We start from the raw sequence: 17,388 nt of genomic DNA, 5'->3' as shown, positions 1-17,388 counted from the left end.
GAGCGTTGCAGGATTTCGGCATGACATCTGGTGACGAGGCGAAAGCCGCCATCTACGCCGACGGCATCACCGCGCTGCGCGGCGCGTTCGGCGTTGCGTGGGCCGACGCCATGCGCGAGGACATCGAGGCCGCGTTCGCCGAGGCCATCGACCGTCCGGGCGGCGCGGTGGGCCGCGGCCCCAAGCGGTACTACGTGGAGATCCATCCGGAGCAGATGCGCGGCTTCACCGACCTGGTCACGCATCCGTGGGTGGTCGCGGTCTGCACCGCGGTGCTCGGCCCGGCGTACGAGATCGTCGAGCTCGGCTTCGACATCCCTTTCGCGGGCGCGGTCAACCAGCCGTGGCACCGGGATTTCCCGATGCCCGAGGCGACGCGTACGCAGCGGCGGCTGAACTCGCTGGCGTTCAACCTGACCGGGGTGGACACCACCGACGAGATGGGCCCGTTCGAGATCGCCCCCGGCACCCAGTTCGACGACAGCCCCGAGTTCGGGCACGGCATGTTCCCGCCCAAGTCCCACTACGGCCGTTACAACGAGCGGGCGGTGCGCAAGTATCCGCAGCGTGGCGACATCTCGGCCCGTTCGGCGCTGACCATCCACCGGGGCACCGCCAACAAGTCCCCGTGGTCGCGGCCGGTGCTGGTGCTCGGCGTCGACGCCCCGGACGCGACCAACGGCGACAAGCACGACATGGCCGTGACCCGGCCGTACTGGGAGTCGCTGCCGCCGGCCGTGCGGGATCACCTGCACTGCCCGGTGGTGGAGCGGCTCACCCCGATCACCCAGAAGCACACCATCGAGGGCCTGGTGATGGGGGAGGCGTGACGGGCTGTCCGCCGGTCACCCCGGGGCGCCGAGCCGGGCCCAGACCAGCTTTCCGGTCTCGGTCGGGCGGCTGCCCCACATCTCGGTGAGCGCGGCGACCAGCAGCAGCCCCCGCCCGCCCGGCCGCCGCGGGTCACGACGCTGCAGTCGCGGGAAGACCCGGCTGCGGTCGTAGACCTCGACCCAGACCATGCCGTCGTCGCGCCAGACCCGCAGCTCCCCGCCGCCGTCGGTGTGCTGGACGACGTTGTCGACCAGCTCGGTGATCACGAGCAGCACGTCCTCGACCAGGTCAGGGGGCTGGCCGGTCAGCAGCTGGGCGGCGCTGCGCCGGATCCTCGCGCTCTCCCCGGCGTCGGAGAAAGGCAGTCGCAGCGCATCCATGGCGCATGCCTTTACCCGGAAGCCGGGGCCCTACGCCACTCGATCGGGGGTATGTTCGTCCTCGCGCGGGCTGATCAGGTCCTGCATGCGGCGGCGGGCCAGCTCCATCCGGATGTTGCGATCGCTGCGCGGATCCGTGGTGGTGGGCACGATCGGGTCTCCCAGCACGATGACCATGGTGGGTTTCTTGCTGATCAGGCGGCGCAGCCCGGTCGGCGGCGTGAAGCGGATGGTGAGCGGCACGACGGGGACGCGGGCCATCGCCGCGAGGTGGAAGGCACCCCGTTTGAAATCGCGCAGGCTGGTGTCGTACGGAATCAATTCGCCCTCGGGAAAGAAGTGAACGATCCGTCCCTTCGCCAGGACGAGCTCCATCTCGGAGAAGAACAACGGCAAACCCGATGGGGTACGCGGCACCGCGACCCCGCCGAGCAGCCGCACCAGGGCGCCGTACAGGCGGTTGGTGAGGTTCATCGGCGCGGAGGTGAACACGACCCGGCGGGGGAACAGGGCCAATCCGACCAGGGCGCTGTCGAGCATGTGTACGTGATTGCAAACGGTCAGCGCGCCGCCGCGGGGCAGCCGGTTGCGGCCCTCGCTGCGCACGCCGAGGATCACCCGGGTGAACACGAAGAGCAGCGGAATGGCGATGCCGTAATAGAACGCGGTGGACAGCGCCCGGTAGATCCGGCCGGCGTACCCGGCGGGCAGCTCCGGCTCGCTGCCGGCCCGCGCGTAGACCCGCTCGATCGCCTTGACGCTCCGGTCGACGGAGTAGAGCCGGCCGTACCGCGCGTACGTCTCGGACGCCGACTCGAGGCCGGCCGGATCCTCGAGCCACTCGTCGATCCGCTCGGCCAGCGACGACGGGTCGCCGGCCCGGAACAGGTTGCGCGGCTCCAGCGCGAACTGCCCGGTCGCGCTGCGCCGGCTGTCCGAGATGACCGGGACCAGCCCGCAGGAGAACGCCTCCATGCAGGAGAGGCCCTCGATCTCGACGTCGGAGGCGTGCACATAGAGATCGCAGCCGCGGATCAGCTCGATCAGCTCGGCCTGCGAGTAGTAGCCGAAGTGCGCGGGGTTCGGCAGTTTCGACGCCATCCGGCGAAGTTTTCGCTCGGCCGGCCCGTGCCCGGCGAAATGCAGCTGGATGTCGGCGGCGTGGCGGGACCGGCGGACGGCCCGGATGAGAACGTCCTGCCGTTTCTCCGGCGACAGGCGGCCCACCATCAGAATGCGAAACTTTTCGCCGGGCTTCCGGGTCCGCGGCGCCGGCGTGAAGCTGTCGTCCACGCCGTTCGAGATCACGTGCAGCCGAGCCCGATATCCGTGCGCCCGCAACTGAGCCGCGATGAACGTCGACGGGCAGTGGATGTCCGCGAAACGGCCGTAGAAGAGCAGCCGGAACAGCACGTACACCAGATGCGCGGCCGGCGGGAACCAGCCCAGCCCGATGTTGTAGGTGACGTTCTCGGGCTGGACGTGGAACGCCGCGATCGCCGGCACCCCCAGCCGCCGCGCGATGCGCTCGGCCGCGTGCCCCAGCGCCCACGGCTGGTATATGTGCACCACGTCGGCGCCGTCGATCGCCGCGGTGAGCACCTCGCGCACGGGTTTCGCGAACAGCGTGCCCTGGTGATGGGCGAGCCGGGTCGCGAGCGGCACCACGAGTTCCGGCACCCAGAACATTTCCGGGCCGCCCGGCGAGGTTGCCACACCCGGCTCGCCGCAGGCCACGACGCGTACGGTGTGGCCGCGCGCGATCAGCGCGGCGGCGAACCGCGTGGCCGACATCGTGGTGCCGTTGTTGTTGACGTTGAACGTGTCGGTGACGAGCGTGACGATCACTGCGGCGCCGCCGTTCCCGGGGCCCTTCCGCATCGGCCCGCCCGCGTCACGAACATGCGATCATCCCCGACCTGACGAATGATCAGCACGCTAGCCCCGCCTTACCGGCCGGTCAATCACTGAAGTGACGTAATAGACGCGCGCCACATCCGCCGGGGCTGATAGCGTGGCCGGGACCGTGACTTCGGCCGAGGAGGTGAGACCCGTGAACGCTGTACGCACGTGGGTGCTCCCCCTTGTCGCCACGGTCGGGCGATTGGCATAAGGGTCGCCGGGAGCGCCCGATCACCACGGCACTCCCGAAAGGCATCACCCATGCATTCTTTGCGATTCACCGCGGAAACATCGTCGAACGGCGTCCGCGAACGCGACTTCCTCGTCGGCGACGTTCCCGGCGTGCTCTGGTCGCCCGAGACCGCTTCCGATCACGCTCCCGTGGTGCTGATGGGCCACGGCGGCGGCCTGCACAAGAAGACGCCGGCCCAGGCGGCCCGCGCCGCCGACACCGTCACCACCTGGGGTTTCCACGTGGTCGCCATCGACGCGCCCGGCCACGGCGACCGCCCGCGCACCGCGGCGGACGACCGCGCCCGCGACCAGATGCGGCAGGCCGTGACCGCCGGTGACAAGGCGCGCTTCGAGGCGGTCAGCGTCGGCTACACCACGGCGCTGGCCGAGCGGGCCGTCCCCGAGTGGCAGGCGACCCTCGACGCCCTCCAGCAGTTGCCGGAGATCGGCCCGGAGGCCCCGATCGGCTACGGCGGCGGCGTCTCGATGGGCACGGCGATCGGCATCCCGCTGACGGCGGCCGATCCGCGGATCGTCGCGGCCGTCTTCGGCGGCGGCTTTTTCGTGTACGAGTCGCTGCTCGCGGCCGCGCGGCGCATCACCGTCCCGGTCCAGTTCCTGCTCCCCTGGGACGACGAGTACGTCGACCGCCAGTCCTCGCTGACGCTGTTCGACGCGTTCGCCTCGGCCGAGAAGACGTTGCACGCCAACCCGGGCGACCATCGCCGGATCCGCTGGATCGGCCTGGACCAGGGTTTCCTCGCCGGCCATCTGAGCCGGGCCGGCGCGCCGGTGTCCTGACCGCCGCCGGCAGGTGAGCCGGCGTTCGCGGCGGCCGCGAAACGCCGGGCGACCCGGGACCTCGCGGTCCCGGGTCGCGTCGGGCGCCGCTATGTGCGGTCGTGATCCAGCGATGTGCGGGCGGTCTCCCGCGCCACCAGGACGGCGATCACGCTCAGCGCCGAGGCGATGGCCATGTAGCCGGCGACCGCGCCCAGGTGCGGATCGTCGGCGTCGCCGAGCAGGGCCAGCGCGATCAGCGGGGCCGGCGCGCCGGCGACGATCGAGGCCAGCTGGTAGCCGACCGAGGCGCCGGTGTAGCGGACCGACGTGCCGAAGAGCTCGGCGAAGAAGGCGGCCTGCGGCGCGTACATCAGGGCGTGCAGCAGCAGGCCGACGACCACGGCGAGGGTGATCGGGACGGCGTCGCGGGTGCCGATCAGGCGCAGGAACGGATAGATCCAGACCGCCACGCCGATCGCCCCGGCCAGGTACAGCGGGCGGCGGCCGACCCGGTCGGAGACAGCGCCGACCGCGGGGATGACCACGAACTGCACGGCCGAGCCGACCACCAGCGCGGTGAGGATGGTGCTCTTGTCGGCCGAGGTGCCCGCGTACGTCGTCAGGAAAGTTATCGAGACGACAGTGAACAGGTAGTAGGAAATGTTCTCCGCCATGCGCATGCCCATCGCCAGCAGCACCTCGCGCGGATAGCGGCGGATCACCTCCAGCAGCGGACTCTTGCGTACCGGTGCCCGCTCGAACAGCGGCGACTCCTCGATCGACAGCCGCACCCACAGCCCGGTCAGCACGAGCACGGCGCTGAGCAGGAATGGGATCCGCCAGCCCCACGAGTTGAAGGCCTCGTCGGATTGCACCAGCGCCAGAATCCACAGGACGCCGGTGGCGAGCAGGTTCCCGAGCGCGACACCCGCCTGCGGCCACGACGACCAGAAGCCGCGGCGTGCGGCGTCGCCGTGCTCGGCCGCCATCAGCACCGCGCCGCCCCACTCGCCGCCGACGGCGAAGCCCTGGACCAGACGGCAGGCGAGCAACAGCACCGGGGCGGCGAGGCCGATGGACGCGTACGTCGGGAGCAGACCGATGGCGATCGTCGCGAGTCCCATGGTCAGCAGCGAGACGACCAGCATCTTCTTGCGCCCGGCCCGGTCGCCGAAGTGGCCGAAGACGATTCCGCCGAGCGGGCGGGCGACAAAGCCGAGCGCGTAGGTGCCGAACGCGAGCAGCGTGCCGGTGACCGGGTCGGACTTGGGAAAGAACAGCGAGCCGAAGACGAGGGCGGCGGCCGAGCCGTAGAGGAAGAAGTCGTACCACTCGATGGCCGTGCCGACGAGCGAGGCGGCGACGACCTTGACGATGTTCGTGCGTTTCGCCGCGGTGAGTGCGGTCATTGTCAGCAGCCTCCGTCGGCGAGCACGTAGTAGTTGTCGGCGGTGCGGCGCAGGGTGTGGACGATGGCGACGTTCCACAGGCCCATGGCCTGGTTCGAGCCGTTCGCGTACGTGTAGCCGCCGGACTGATGGGCGCGGCCGGCCACGGTGTGGGCGTAGTTGCTGGCGGTGAAGCACGGGCCGGTCGTCGGCGGCGGGGAAGTGGGCGGGGTCGTCGTGGGCGGGGTGGTCGTCGGCGGGGTCGTGGGCGGGGTGGTCGTCGGTGGCGTGGTTGTCCCGGTCAGGCCCCAGAACTGGGCGAGGTAGTACGACGAGCAGATCGAATCCAGGTAGTAGGTGCCCGTCGTGCCGCACTGGTTCGCCGCGCTGCCCGGGTCCACCGGCGTGCCGTGCGCGATGCCCTGCACCCGGTAGAGCTGCACCGCGCCGCCGTAGGTCTCCCGGGTCGTTCCGCCGGGAAGTGAATCGGTGTTCGTGGGGGTCTGGGCGACGCCGAGCACGTTCGTCCACTGGTCGCGCAGCTCGGTCGCGTTGGCCGGCACGACTGTGGTGTCCGCGGTGCCGTACCAGATGGCCACCCGCGGCCAGGGCCCGGCATAACCCGGATAGGCCGCCCGCACGAGGTTCCCCCACTGGGCCGGGGTCTTGCTCTGCGCCTGGTACTGGCAGATGGTTCCGCAGTTGTAGGGCAGGCCGGCCACGACGCCGCCACCCGCGAAGACGTCCGGGTAGGTGGCGAGCATGACCGCGGCCATCGCGCCGCCCGCCGACAGCCCGGTCACGTAGACCTTCGACGGATCCGAGCCGTAGTGGGCGACCGCGTGGTCGACCATCTGCTTGATGGACAGCGCCTCGCCGCCGCCGCGCGCGATGTCGCCGGCGGTGAACCAGTTGAAGCAGGTCAGCGCGTTGTTGGCGGACGCTTGCTCGGGGAGGACCAGCGCCGCCTGGTAGAGGTCGGCGTACTTGGGCCAGCCCGAGTGCCCGTAGTAGTCGGAGGCGCTCTGCGTGCAGCCGTGCAGGGCCACCACCAGCGGCCTGCCCTGGGCGAGCCCCGCGGGGCGATAGCTGTACATGCGCAGCGCGCCGGGGTTGCTGCCGAAGCCGGTCACCTCGGTGAGCGTGGCCGCGGCGCGGGCCGGCGCCACGACGGCGGCGGTCAGGAGCACCGCCGCGACCAGAGACCACCACATCCGTCGATACATGAGCCGAAGGTATGACCGCGATCACATCGGAACCCATGGATTGGCGGGCCACATTACGGACCGCCGCTGTGTAGGAGACCGCCTTCTATGTGCCGCACGACCATGCCGGCGGCCCGTCCCGTGGCGGTGCAGCACGTAGTTCGCCCCATCGATGCGACCTAGCGTGAGCCAACGCGAAACGTCGATGCAACGAAAGGCGTCCGATGAGTGGATCGGCGACATCCCGGCGAGCGGCCGCACTGGCGGCCATCCTTGTCGTCGCGGGCTGTGGCAGCCCGCAACAGGCGGCCGGCGGCGACGGCGACGGCCCGCTGCGGGTGGGCATCGTCTACTCGCAGACGGGTCCGCTCGCCAGTTACGGCCAGCAGTACGCGGAGGGCTTCAAGGCCGGTCTCGCGTACGCCACCCACGACACCGGCAAGATCGGCGACCGGACCGTCGAGGTCACCTACGCCGACGACGCGGGTGACCCGGCCAAGGCGGTGGCGGCCGCGAAGGATCTGATCGGCAAGGGATACAAGGTGCTGGGCGGCTCGACCGCCTCCGGCGTGGCGACGCAGGTGGCGCCGCTGGCCGCGACCAACAAGGTGCTCTTCGTCTCGGGCCCGGCCGCGACCGACGCGCTCACCGGGCTCAACAAATACACGTTCCGGTCGGGCCGGCAGTCCTATCAGGACGTGCAGACGGCCAAGGCGTACCTCGGCGACGGCAAGAAGGTGCTGGTCTTCGCGCCCGACTCGGCGTTCGGCAAGTCCAACGTGGAGGCGGTGAAGGCGGTCATCGGCACCGCCGCCACCGTCGACAGCATCGCGGTGCCGGCCACCGCCACCGACTTCACCCCGTTCGCGAGCCAGGCCAAGGCGGCCGCGGCCGATCTGCTCTTCGTGGCGTGGGCGGGAACCACCGCCAGCGCCATGTGGCAGGCGCTCGACCAGCAGGGCGTGCTCGCCTCCACCACGGTCGTCACCGGGCTGGACATTCGCGCCACCTGGCCGACCTTCGGCGCCGGCGCCACGCGGCTGCATCTGCTGGCCCACTACTTCGACGGCGCCACCGACAACCCGGCCGAGCAGGCCCTGGCCAAGGCGGTGCCGGGCGGTAAGACGGACCTGTTCCATCCCGACGGATTCGCGGCGGCCCAGATGATGGTGCACGCCCTGGAGGCGAGCGGCGACGACGTGGACAAGATGGTCGGCGCGCTCGAGGGCTACAGCTTCGACTCGGTGAAGGGCAAGCTCACCGTCCGCGCGGAGGACCACGCCCTGCTCCAGCCGATGTTCCAGGCCAAGCTCACCAGCGCCGACACGGCCACCCTCACCAAGACGGTCAGCCCCGACGACGCCGCGCCGCCCGCCGCCGCCATGAAGGGCTGACCGGGTGGACGCCCTCGCCGTCGAGCACGTCTCCTGGCACGCCGGCGCCGTACCGATCATCGGCGACGTCACGCTGCGCGTCGCCCCCGGCGAGCTCGTCGCGCTGATCGGTCCCAACGGCGCCGGCAAGACCTCGCTGTTCAACGTGGTCAGCGGCCTCTGCCGGCCGAGCGGAGGCCGGGTGCTGCTCGGCGGCGCGGACGTGACCCGGCTCGCCCCGTACCGCCGGGCGCGGCTCGGCCTCGGCCGGACCTTCCAGACCTCGGCCGTCTTCGCCTCGCTCAGCGTGACCGAGAACGTCGCGCTCGCCGTCCAGGCGGCGCGCGGCGGCAGCATGCGGCCGTGGCGGCGGCGGTCCGACCGCGCCGTCGAGGCCGCGGCCGGCGAAATCCTCGAGCGAGTTTCGCTGGCGCCCGCGAAACAAGCGGGGGAACTTTCGCATGGCGAGAAGCGAAAGCTGGAGATCGCCCTGCTGCTCGCCTCCGCGCCGAAGATGCTGCTGCTCGACGAGCCGATGGCCGGGGTCAGTGCCGAGGACGTGCCGGCCCTCGCCGAGGTGATCCGCGGGCTGACCGGCGAGGACCGCGGTGTGCTGATGGTCGAGCACCACATGGACGTCGTGCTCGACCTGGCCGACCGGGTCGCCGTGATGCACCACGGCACCCTGCTGGCCTGCGACTCGCCCGCCGCCATCATGGCCGACGCGACGGTGCAAGAGGCGTACGTCGGGGAGGCCCTGTGATGCTGGAGGTCAACGAGCTCTCCGTGCGGCTCGGCGGTTCACACATCCTGCAGGGCGTCAGCTTCACCGTGCCGCCCACCGGGGTCACCGCCCTGCTCGGCCGCAACGGCGTCGGCAAGACCACGACGTTGCGCGCGATTCTCGGCGAGGTGCCGGCCACCGGATCGATCGAGTTCGACGGCGCCCCCGCACTGGGCCGACCGACCCACCGCCTGGTGCGCGCCGGGCTCGGCTACGTGCCCGAGGACCGCTGCGTCTTCGCGGGACTCACGGTCGCGGAAAACTTGCGCTTGGCGGTCCGCGACAAGAACCCCGATTTCCGTACGGTTCACGAACTGTTCCCGGAGCTGCGGCAACGAGCCGCGCAACGCGCCGGCACGCTCTCCGGCGGCCAGCAGCAGATGCTCGCGCTGGCCCGCGTGCTGCTCAACCCGCAGCGCCTGCTGCTGATCGACGAGCCCACCAAGGGCCTTGCTCCCGCCGTCGTCACCGCGGTGACCCAGGCACTGGCCCGGATGGCCGACCGGGTGCCGATGCTGCTGGTCGAGCAGAACCTCGCCGTCGTCCGCCGGCTCGCCCGGGACGCGGTGGTGCTCGCCGCCGGCCGGGTCGCCTGGCACGGACCGGCCGCCGAACTGCTCGGCGACCCTGCCCTGACCCGCGACCTGCTCGGCGTCGGATCGACCGCCTCGCGTCATCCGGCCCGCCCGGCGAACGCGGCTTCCTCTGGAGAAACGGTTGGCTCGGGAGACGCGGGGTCCTCGACCGATGCGGCCGGGAGGCGGGCCTGATGTCGACCGTCGTCCTCTTGACGCTCACCGGGCTCGGCCTGGCCGCGCTCTACTTCCTCATCGCCTCCGGCCTGTCGCTGGTGTTCGGGCTGGCCGGGGTGCTCAACTTCGCGCACGGCCTGTTCCTGTCCGTCGGCGCCTACGCCGCGTGGCAGGCCGCGCAGCAGTGGGGCCTGGCCGTCGCCGTACCCGTCGGCATCGCCGCCGGCGCCGTCACCGGCGCGCTCGTCGAGCTGATCGTGATTCGCCCGCTCTACCGCCGGCCCACCGAGCAGGTGCTGGCCACCGTCGGCCTGTCCCTCGCCGGCGTCGCCCTGCTGCAGTCGGTCTGGGGCGCCGACCCGCGCACCTACCCACGCCCCGCCTGGACCACCGACACCACCTCGCTGCTCGGCGCCGAGGTCCCCAACGACCGTTTCCTGCTGATCGCCGCCGCGGCGCTCGTGCTCGCCGGCCTGCTCGCGTTCCTCCGCTGGACCCGGTACGGCCTGATCATCCGGGCCGGCGTGGAGAACCGGGCGATGGTCAGCGCGCTCGGCATCGACGTGCGGGCCGCGTTCACTTTGGTCTTCACGCTCGGCGGCGCGCTCGCCGGCACGGCCGGCGTGCTCGGCGGCATGTACTTCGGCTCGGTCTCCCCGTCGCAGGGCGCCGGACTGCTCATCTTCGCCTTCATCGTGGTGGTGATCGGCGGCCTCGGCTCGATCACCGGCTCGGCGGTCGCGGCCGTGGTCGTCGGCGTGCTCCAGCAGTTCGTCAACTACTACGGCACGTCCGGCGCCGGCGACGTGAGCGTGGTCGCGCTGCTCGCCATCGTCCTGCTGCTCCGCCCGGGCGGCCTGGCCGGAAAGGTCACCACCGCATGAGGCTCACCCGGCTGTTTCCGCTCGTCGCGCTGGTCGTGGCGATCGCCGTGCCGTGGTCGACACTGGACGTGCCGGTCCTCTTCGACGGGCCGTTGAACTCGCCCGGGACGCTGCAGCTGCTCGGCGTCTGCCTGGTCTTCGGCGGGCTGGCGCTCGGCTATGACCTGCTGTTCGGACACGCCGGGCTGCTCTCGTTCGGGCATGCGCTGTTCATCGCGCTCGGCGCCTACGGGACCGGCATCCTGCTCGAACACGTGCCGCTGTGGACCGCGATGCTGCTCGCGGTTCTCCTGGCCGCGGTGGCCGCCGCCCTGCTCGGCGCGGTGGCGCTGCGGGTCGGCGGGATCGCGCTGGCCATGGTGACGCTGGCCTTCGCCCAGGTGGGCTGGATCGTCGTGAACCGGGACCCGGGCGGCCGCACCGGGGGAGAGGAGGGGCTGCCGCTCGACTCGGCCGCCCTGCCGCCGGGGCTCGTCGGGGTGGTCAATACGGTGAACCTGTATTGGCTGGCGCTGGCGTTCCTGGTCCTGGTGATCGTGGTGGTGCACGGCATCCGCCGGGCGCCGCTCGGGCGGGTGCTGACCGGCCTGCGCGACGACGAGCGCCGGATCGCGGTGCTGGGCCTGTCGCCGTACCGGATAAAGCTGGCGACGTTCGTCCTGGCCGCCGCCCTGGCGGCGCTGGGTGGGGCCGTCTACGTGCTGGTGGTCGGCGGCGCGACACCGCACCTGGCGTCGACCGACCTGACCCTGTCGCTGATCGTGATGGCCGTCCTCGGCGGCGCCGGCACCCGGTGGGGCGCGGTGCTCGGCGGCATCCTCTACGCCTACCTGGACCAGCGGCTGACCCACGTGGGCGGCTCGCTGCCCGGCCCGCTGGGTCAGCCGCTGTTCGTGCTGGGGGCGCTGTTCGTGCTCGCGGTCGCCTTCCTCCCGGGCGGCCTGACCGGCTATTCGTTGCGGTCCCTCAAGGCGGCGGCGTCGAAGTGAACGGACGTCGGTCAGCGGGCGGTCGCGCGCCCGTGCAGGAACGTGACGCCCCAGAGCACGATGCCGATCAGCAGGAGGATGCCGCCCACCCGGTAGTCGTCGACGGATCGGCCGGAGAGCGGGCTCGCCAGGTAGGCGCAGACGACGGCGCCCAGCACCGGAATCGCGGTCGGCGCGTGGAAATGCCGGTGTTCGACCCGGTCGCGCCGCAGCACCAGGACGGCGATGTTGACGACCGTGAAGACGCAGAGCAGCAGCAGCGAGGTGGTGCCGCCGAGCGCGGTCAGGTCGGCGAACCAGATCAGGCCGAAAGCGATCACCGTGGTGAAGACGATGCCCACCCACGGGGTACGCCGGGCGCGATGCACCCGGCCGAGGACCTTCGGCAGCACCCGCTCGTTCGCCATCCCGTAGAGCAGGCGGCTGGCCATCAGCATGTTGATCAGGGCCGAGTTGGCGACCGCGAACATCGTGATGAACGCGAAAATCCACAACGGAAAGCTTGCCGCGCCCGCCTCCACCACCTTGAGCAGCGGCGCGTCGCCCTCGCCCAGTTCCTCGGGCGCGACCAGGGCGACCGAGGAGATGGACACGAGAACGTAGATGAGCCCGGTGATGCACAGGCCGGTCAGCATCACCTTCGGGAAGATGCGCACCGGGTCCTTCGTCTCCTCGGCCATGTTCACCGAGTCCTCGAAGCCCACCATCGCGAAGAACGCCAGCGCGGTCGCGGCGGTCACCGCGAAGAACGGGCTCCCGCCCTCGGCCCCCTTGAAGTCGGCGAGCCGGGAGAGGTCCCCGTGGCCGCCGCCCAGCGCCCACGCGCCGATGCAGATCACGATGAGCAAGCCGGACAACTCGACCAGGGTGAGCACCACGTTGAGCTTCACGCTTTCGCCGACGCCGCGAAAGTTGACGAGGGCGACGAGGGTCATGAAGCCGATCGCCACGGCGGTCAGCCCGACGCCCTCGCTGAGCGAAAGGTCGAACGCCTCGGCGAAGTTCTGCGCGAAAGCCTTCGACGCGCTGGACGCCGACGTGAGGCCCGAGCACATCACCGCGAAAGTCACCAGGAAAGTCAGGAAGTGCAGGCCGAAAGCCTTGTGCGTGTACAGCGCCGCGCCGGCCGCGCGCGGATATTTCGTGACCAGCTCCAGATAGCTGCACGCGGTCAGCAGCGCGACGACGAACGCGATGAGGAACGGCAGCCACACCGCGCCGCCGACCTCGTTGGCCACCCGGCCGGTCAGCGCGTAGACGCCGGTGCCGAGGATGTCGCCGACGACGAACAGCAACAACAGGCCCGGGCCCATGACCCGCTTGAGGGAGGGCTCCGACTGGGTCACCGAGTCTGCCATGGTCGTGAGCCTATCGACGGAACGCAGCCGTACGGTAATACTGCGTGACATGCGCATCGTCGTCGCCGCGAAACCCGATGCCGATCAGCCGTGGCTCGTCGCCGCCGTGACCAGCCTCGTCCGGCAGACCGGCGGCGACGTCACGGTCGTCGCGGCGGACGAGGTCGAGTTGGAGCGGCTGGCCGCCGTTCCCCGTTCGGTGTTCGACGACAAGGCGCGCGGCGCGATCGAGCGGATGGCCCGGCAACTCCTGGACGCCGGTGTCGAGGCCGGGACGGCGGTCCTGCCGGGGCGCCCGGTGCCGGCCATTCTGGAGTTTGCCGAGCGCCATCAGGCCGACCTGATCGTCGTCGGGTCGAGCAACCGGCCGGCGGTCGCGGCGCGGCTGCTCGGCAGCGTCCCGCTCACCTTGATCAAACGGTCCGCGCGCCCGGTCCTGGTGATCACGCATCCGCACCACCCGGGCGGCGCGTCGTAGCGGGTGATCGCGCGCCGGTCACCGGACGCCGCCCATCAGGCGCTCGAGAGGCTTGCGGATCAGCCACAGCAGAACCCCCAGCACGATGGCGATCGCCCCGAGGATGCCGAAGTACGCGACCTCGTGATCCTCGCTGTAGTAGGTCGCCAGGGTGCCCGACAGCGCCGTGCCGAGCGCCACCGACAGGAAGAACAGCGCCACCATCTGGGTACGGAAGGCGTCCGGCGCCAGCTTGGTCGACAGGGACAGCCCGACCGGCGAGAGCAGCAACTCGGCGATCGTGAAGACCAGGATGATGCCGGCCAGGCCGATCAGCGGCACGCCGTTCGGGCCGGTGCCGGCGAACGGCAGGAACAGCAGGAACGCCACGCCCATGGTGGCCGTGCCGAGGGCGAACTTGACCGGGGTGGACGGCTGGCGGTCGCCGAGGCGCAGCCAGATCGCGGCGAAGACCCCGGACAGGATGATGATCATGATGGGGTTGATGGACTGGACCCAGGACACCGGCATGGTCCAGCCGAGGAAGGTGCGGTCGAGGCGCTGGTCGGAGTAGATCGTCACGACCGTGAACTGCTGCTGGTAGAGGGACCAGAAGGCGGCGCTGGCGATGAACATGGGGATGAAGGCGATCACCCGGCGGCGCTCGGTGGTGTTCACGCGGTGGCTGCTCAGGATCACGGCGAAGTAGGCGACGGCCACCGCGATGCTGAGGACGACCACGATGGTGGACAGGTGCTCGGCCGGGAGCAGGCCGGCGAAGGCCAGGATGGCGATCAGCACGATCGCGGCGGCCGCGATGACGGCGACCAGCGGACGCCGGCGCGCCGGGAGCGGGTTGCCGACCTCGCGGGCCAGCGCGGGCAGGGAACGCCGGCTCATGGCGTACTGAATGAGACCCACCGCCATGCCGGCCGCCGCCGCGCCGAAGCCGTAGTGAAATCCCAGATCTTTCTGCAGCAGACCGGTGAGCAACGGGCCGAGGAAGGCGCCCACGTTGATGCCGAGGTAGAACAGCGAGAAGCCGGCGTCGCGCCGCGGATCCCCCTCGGCATAGAGCGTGCCGACGATGGTGGTCGCGGTGGCCTTGACGCCGCCGCTGCCGAGCGCGATGAGGATCAGCCCGATCGTCACGCCGGCCAGGCCCGGGATCAGCGCCAGGCCGAGGTGACCGCACATGACCAGAATCGCGCTGTAGAACAGGACGCGTTCCGGCCCGAGCAGGCGGTCGGCCAGCCAGGCTCCGATCACGGTGGCGAGGTAGACCGAGCCGCCGTACGCGCCGACGATGCTGGCCGCGGTGTCCTGGCTGATGCCGAGGCCGCCCCGGGAGGTCTCGTAGTAGAGATAGATCAGCAGGATGCCCTGCATGCCGTAGAACGAGAACCGTTCCCACAGCTCGACGCCGAACAGGTTGGCCAGCGCCCGCGGCTGCCCGAAGAATGTCTTCTCCCGCGCTTTCCCCTCGACCGACATGGATGTCGGCATACCCCGGTTACCCGGGATACGAACAGGGTTTGCCGGCGACGACCGTGAGTGGTCGGCGTGGCCATGCGGCCGGGTCGCCGTCCGAGCTGTCAGTCCTCGGCCAGCAGCGCCCGCAGCCCGGCGATCTCGGCGATCCGCCGTACGATCGGCTGCAGCCCGGCCGCCCGGACCCGCACGCCGCGCACCCGGGCCGCCTCGTGCACGGCCAGCAGGGCGGCGACCCCCGCCGCGTCGAGCATCGGCATGCGGGAGAGGTCCAGCACGATCGAGGTGCCCGGACTCAGGTGGGCGATCACCGCCAGGACCGCCGTACGCAGCCGGTCCGCGTTGTCCCGGTCCACCTCGCCGAACACCCGGATCGACAACCGGCCGCCGGGCCGGCGGCGGGTGACCACGGTCAGCGGGCTGGTCTCCGGGTCGGCCTCGCCGGGCCACGGCGGGGTCGAGTCGCTCAGCAGCCCCTCGCGCAGCCAGCCGAGCGCGCGGCTGATCAGCCGGGACACGTGCATCTGCGAGATGCCCAGCTCGTCGGCGATCGCCGACTGGGTCCGGTCGCCGTGGAAGCGCATGGCGAGGATCCGCCGATCCCGCGCCGGCAGCCGCTCCAGCAGGCCGGCCAGCGTGACCTGGTCGGCGACGAGCTCGGCGCCCGGGTCCACGCCGCCGTAGAGGTCGCCCAGTTCCTCGGACCCATCACCGACCGGCCGGTTGAGCGACGCTGCCTGGTGGCCGGCGCCGCACACCCGGGCGGCCCGGACGTCCGCGACGTCGATCCCGCATCGATCGGCGAGCTCGGCGTCCGTCGGCCGACGGTGCAGCTCGTGGACGAGCTCCTCCTGGGCCCGGCCCACGACGAGCGCGAGCTCCTGCAGGCGGCGGGGCACGTGCACGCTCCAGCCGTGGTCGCGGAAGTGCCGCTTGATCTCGCCGAGGATGATGCTGACCGCGTACGCGGTGAACGAACCCCGCGCCGGGTCGAACCGCTCGACCGCCTTGACCAGGCCGAGGCGGGCCACCTGACGGACATCCTCGGCGGACTGCGGGCTGTACCGGTAGCGGCGGGCCAGGCGGTCGGCCATCGGCAGCATCGCCCGGATCGTCTCGTCGCGCAGGCGGCGGGCACGCGGTCCCTCGCACCGGCGCAGCTCGGCGGCGTACCGCTCGGCGAGCTCGTCCAGATCTTGCCAGCGGCTGGTGTCGGTGTGCGCGGACATGGTGAATCCTCCGGTTGTCCGCGGACACAGGGCGGAGGGTTTGGCCGGCCCCGTATGTTGCCGGAAACCGGACGGTCAAACGTCGAACGAGCCGAATTTCCGGTTTCGCGGCCGGCGGCTCCGGGAAGTGGGCCGGTATGCCACCGGATCAGGACACCGGTTCTCGACTGCCGCCGGGCGGGTGGGGGTAGGCGACGTGGCCAACATCGACCCGGAGGTTCTGGCCGGCACCCTGCGCCGGCTCGAGAACGCCGGCCGCGGGGACGTCGCCGAGGCGGTCGGCGAGGTGGTGCACGCGGCCGTCGACATGTTCGGGGTGACCGGCAGCGGGCTGATGGTCGCGGACGAGCAGCACATCCTGCACTACGTCGCGGCCAGCAACGCGCCCAGCAAGATCATGGAGGAGGCGCAGAGCACCGCGGGCGAGGGACCGTGCGTGGCGGCGTTCGTGCACAACCGGGTGGTCCGCGCTGACGACCTGCGGGCCGAGACGCGGTGGCCGCGCATCCGGGACACGTTCCTGCGGCACCGGGTGGTCTCGGTGCTGGGCGTGCCGGTGCGCCTGGGCGGGGTGCCGGTCGGCACGCTGGACGTCTTCCTCGACCGGCCGCACGAATGGGACGACACCGAGGCGTCGGCGCTGCAGCGGTACGCCGACCTGGCCGAGACCATCCTCGCCGCCGCCCTGGCCGCGCGCCGGGCCGGCGAGCTGGCCGGCCAGCTGCAGTACGCGCTCGACTACCGGATCGTGATCGAGCGCGCGGTGGGCTACCTGATGGCCCAACGGGGCACGGACGCCGAGCAGGCCTTCACCGTGCTGCGCGCCGCGGCCCGCAGCCGCCGCCGCAAGGTCGCCGAGGTGGCGCAGTACCTGCTCGACACCGGCAACCTGCCCGAATCCTCGCCCTGAACGGGCGGTTCATCGAGCCGCCTCGGCGCCGCGCCACCGGCGGCCGGCCCGGTAGGCGAACGCCCGGACGCCATGCACCAGCCCGGTCGGGTGCAACTCGGGGCGCGAGTTGCCCACCGGGTCGAAGGCCAGCGCCGCGTCGGCGTCCGGCGGCAGCGCGCGGTTCAGCGACACCTCCCCGGCGGGCCGCTCGTCGTCGCCGTGGCGGGCGAGAAGCGTGAAGCGCGCGCCCTCGCCGATCTCGCCGAGCGCCCGGCCGACCGCCGCGGCGGGCCCGGCAATCCAGGCATCTTTCGCGGTGGTGGTTCCGCTCCGCCACGCGTTGCCCGGCCGCAGCTTCGCCCCGCTTGTCCGCGTCGCCTTTGCTCTGCTCACCGGTAGTAAGCACAGCTTCGGTCGCTTCGGGTCGATCTGGGCGTAGCGGCCGTCGCGGAC

General features: G+C 71.3%; 17 protein-coding genes. 9 read left to right on the top strand and 8 right to left on the bottom strand.

Going from position 1 to position 17,388, the window contains the following annotated elements; genetic code table 11:
- The first annotated feature begins 20 nt into the window (after window positions 1-20).
- Window positions 21-830, top strand: a complete 810-nt coding sequence (locus ACFQS1_RS03195; RefSeq protein ID WP_378964429.1) for a phytanoyl-CoA dioxygenase family protein — start codon at window positions 21-23, stop codon at window positions 828-830.
- Between the two features lie 15 nt (window positions 831-845).
- Here ACFQS1_RS03195 and ACFQS1_RS03190 read toward each other — a convergent pair whose 3' ends face one another.
- Complete coding sequence (locus tag ACFQS1_RS03190; RefSeq protein ID WP_378964428.1) at window positions 846-1,214, bottom strand: ATP-binding protein; 369 nt, start codon at window positions 1,212-1,214, stop codon at window positions 846-848.
- A 30-nt stretch (window positions 1,215-1,244) separates the two neighbouring features.
- The gene (locus ACFQS1_RS03185) at window positions 1,245-3,095 is read right to left on the bottom strand and encodes a glycosyltransferase (protein WP_378964426.1); all 1,851 of its coding nucleotides are present in this window, start codon (window positions 3,093-3,095) and stop codon (window positions 1,245-1,247) included.
- Window positions 3,096-3,377: 282 nt separating this feature from the next.
- Here ACFQS1_RS03185 and ACFQS1_RS03180 point away from each other — a divergent pair, with 282 nt between their 5' ends.
- Window positions 3,378-4,151, top strand: a complete 774-nt coding sequence (locus ACFQS1_RS03180; RefSeq protein WP_378964425.1) for a dienelactone hydrolase family protein — start codon at window positions 3,378-3,380, stop codon at window positions 4,149-4,151.
- Window positions 4,152-4,240: 89 nt separating this feature from the next.
- Here the strand turns inward: ACFQS1_RS03180 and ACFQS1_RS03175 are convergent, their stop codons facing one another.
- Window positions 4,241-5,542 (bottom strand): MFS transporter, encoded by a 1,302-nt coding sequence (locus ACFQS1_RS03175; protein ID WP_378964424.1) that lies wholly within the window; start codon window positions 5,540-5,542, stop codon window positions 4,241-4,243.
- A 2-nt stretch (window positions 5,543-5,544) separates the two neighbouring features.
- On the bottom strand, window positions 5,545-6,747 hold the full coding sequence (locus tag ACFQS1_RS03170; protein WP_378964422.1) for an extracellular catalytic domain type 1 short-chain-length polyhydroxyalkanoate depolymerase: 1,203 nt from the start codon (window positions 6,745-6,747) through the stop codon (window positions 5,545-5,547).
- Window positions 6,748-6,950: 203 nt separating this feature from the next.
- On the opposite strand from ACFQS1_RS03170, the gene ACFQS1_RS03165 reads away from it, so the two are divergent.
- From ACFQS1_RS03165 to ACFQS1_RS03145, 5 genes are read left to right on the top strand one after another with little or no spacing between them, the layout of a single operon-like run.
- Window positions 6,951-8,120, top strand: a complete 1,170-nt coding sequence (locus tag ACFQS1_RS03165; RefSeq protein WP_378964421.1) for a substrate-binding domain-containing protein — start codon at window positions 6,951-6,953, stop codon at window positions 8,118-8,120.
- 4 nt (window positions 8,121-8,124) lie between these two features.
- Entirely contained in the window at window positions 8,125-8,862 is a 738-nt protein-coding gene (locus ACFQS1_RS03160) for an ABC transporter ATP-binding protein (protein ID WP_378964420.1), read from the top strand.
- Window positions 8,862-9,653: an ABC transporter ATP-binding protein gene (locus tag ACFQS1_RS03155; RefSeq protein ID WP_378964639.1), complete on the top strand. Its 792-nt coding sequence runs from the start codon at window positions 8,862-8,864 to the stop codon at window positions 9,651-9,653. The genes ACFQS1_RS03160 and ACFQS1_RS03155 overlap by 1 nt, the downstream gene beginning before the upstream one ends.
- Complete coding sequence (locus ACFQS1_RS03150; RefSeq protein WP_378964419.1) at window positions 9,653-10,519, top strand: branched-chain amino acid ABC transporter permease; 867 nt, start codon at window positions 9,653-9,655, stop codon at window positions 10,517-10,519. Before ACFQS1_RS03155 ends, ACFQS1_RS03150 begins: the two co-directional genes overlap by 1 nt.
- Window positions 10,516-11,508 (top strand): branched-chain amino acid ABC transporter permease, encoded by a 993-nt coding sequence (locus ACFQS1_RS03145; protein WP_378964418.1) that lies wholly within the window; start codon window positions 10,516-10,518, stop codon window positions 11,506-11,508. Before ACFQS1_RS03150 ends, ACFQS1_RS03145 begins: the two co-directional genes overlap by 4 nt.
- A gap of 11 nt (window positions 11,509-11,519) precedes the next feature.
- Here ACFQS1_RS03145 and ACFQS1_RS03140 read toward each other — a convergent pair whose 3' ends face one another.
- On the bottom strand, window positions 11,520-12,866 hold the full coding sequence (locus ACFQS1_RS03140) for an APC family permease (protein ID WP_378964416.1): 1,347 nt from the start codon (window positions 12,864-12,866) through the stop codon (window positions 11,520-11,522).
- A 49-nt stretch (window positions 12,867-12,915) separates the two neighbouring features.
- Between ACFQS1_RS03140 and ACFQS1_RS03135 the strand changes: the two genes are divergently transcribed.
- Complete coding sequence (locus tag ACFQS1_RS03135; protein WP_378964415.1) at window positions 12,916-13,344, top strand: universal stress protein; 429 nt, start codon at window positions 12,916-12,918, stop codon at window positions 13,342-13,344.
- Window positions 13,345-13,362: 18 nt separating this feature from the next.
- Here the strand turns inward: ACFQS1_RS03135 and ACFQS1_RS03130 are convergent, their stop codons facing one another.
- Window positions 13,363-14,817: a peptide MFS transporter gene (locus ACFQS1_RS03130; protein ID WP_378964414.1), complete on the bottom strand. Its 1,455-nt coding sequence runs from the start codon at window positions 14,815-14,817 to the stop codon at window positions 13,363-13,365.
- Window positions 14,818-14,918: 101 nt separating this feature from the next.
- Window positions 14,919-16,043: a sigma-70 family RNA polymerase sigma factor gene (locus ACFQS1_RS03125; protein WP_378964413.1), complete on the bottom strand. Its 1,125-nt coding sequence runs from the start codon at window positions 16,041-16,043 to the stop codon at window positions 14,919-14,921.
- Window positions 16,044-16,239: 196 nt separating this feature from the next.
- Here ACFQS1_RS03125 and ACFQS1_RS03120 point away from each other — a divergent pair, with 196 nt between their 5' ends.
- Complete coding sequence (locus tag ACFQS1_RS03120) at window positions 16,240-16,953, top strand: GAF and ANTAR domain-containing protein (protein ID WP_378964411.1); 714 nt, start codon at window positions 16,240-16,242, stop codon at window positions 16,951-16,953.
- A 9-nt stretch (window positions 16,954-16,962) separates the two neighbouring features.
- Here the strand turns inward: ACFQS1_RS03120 and ACFQS1_RS03115 are convergent, their stop codons facing one another.
- Entirely contained in the window at window positions 16,963-17,328 is a 366-nt protein-coding gene (locus ACFQS1_RS03115; RefSeq protein ID WP_378964410.1) for a hypothetical protein, read from the bottom strand.
- Between the last annotated feature and the right edge of the window lie 60 nt (window positions 17,329-17,388).

This window comes from Paractinoplanes rhizophilus (assembly GCF_042664765.1).
GTDB lineage: Bacteria > Actinomycetota > Actinomycetes > Mycobacteriales > Micromonosporaceae > Actinoplanes > Actinoplanes rhizophilus.
Note: the sequence above shows the minus strand (reverse complement) of the source record. Positions and strands in the feature narration are given on the sequence as shown.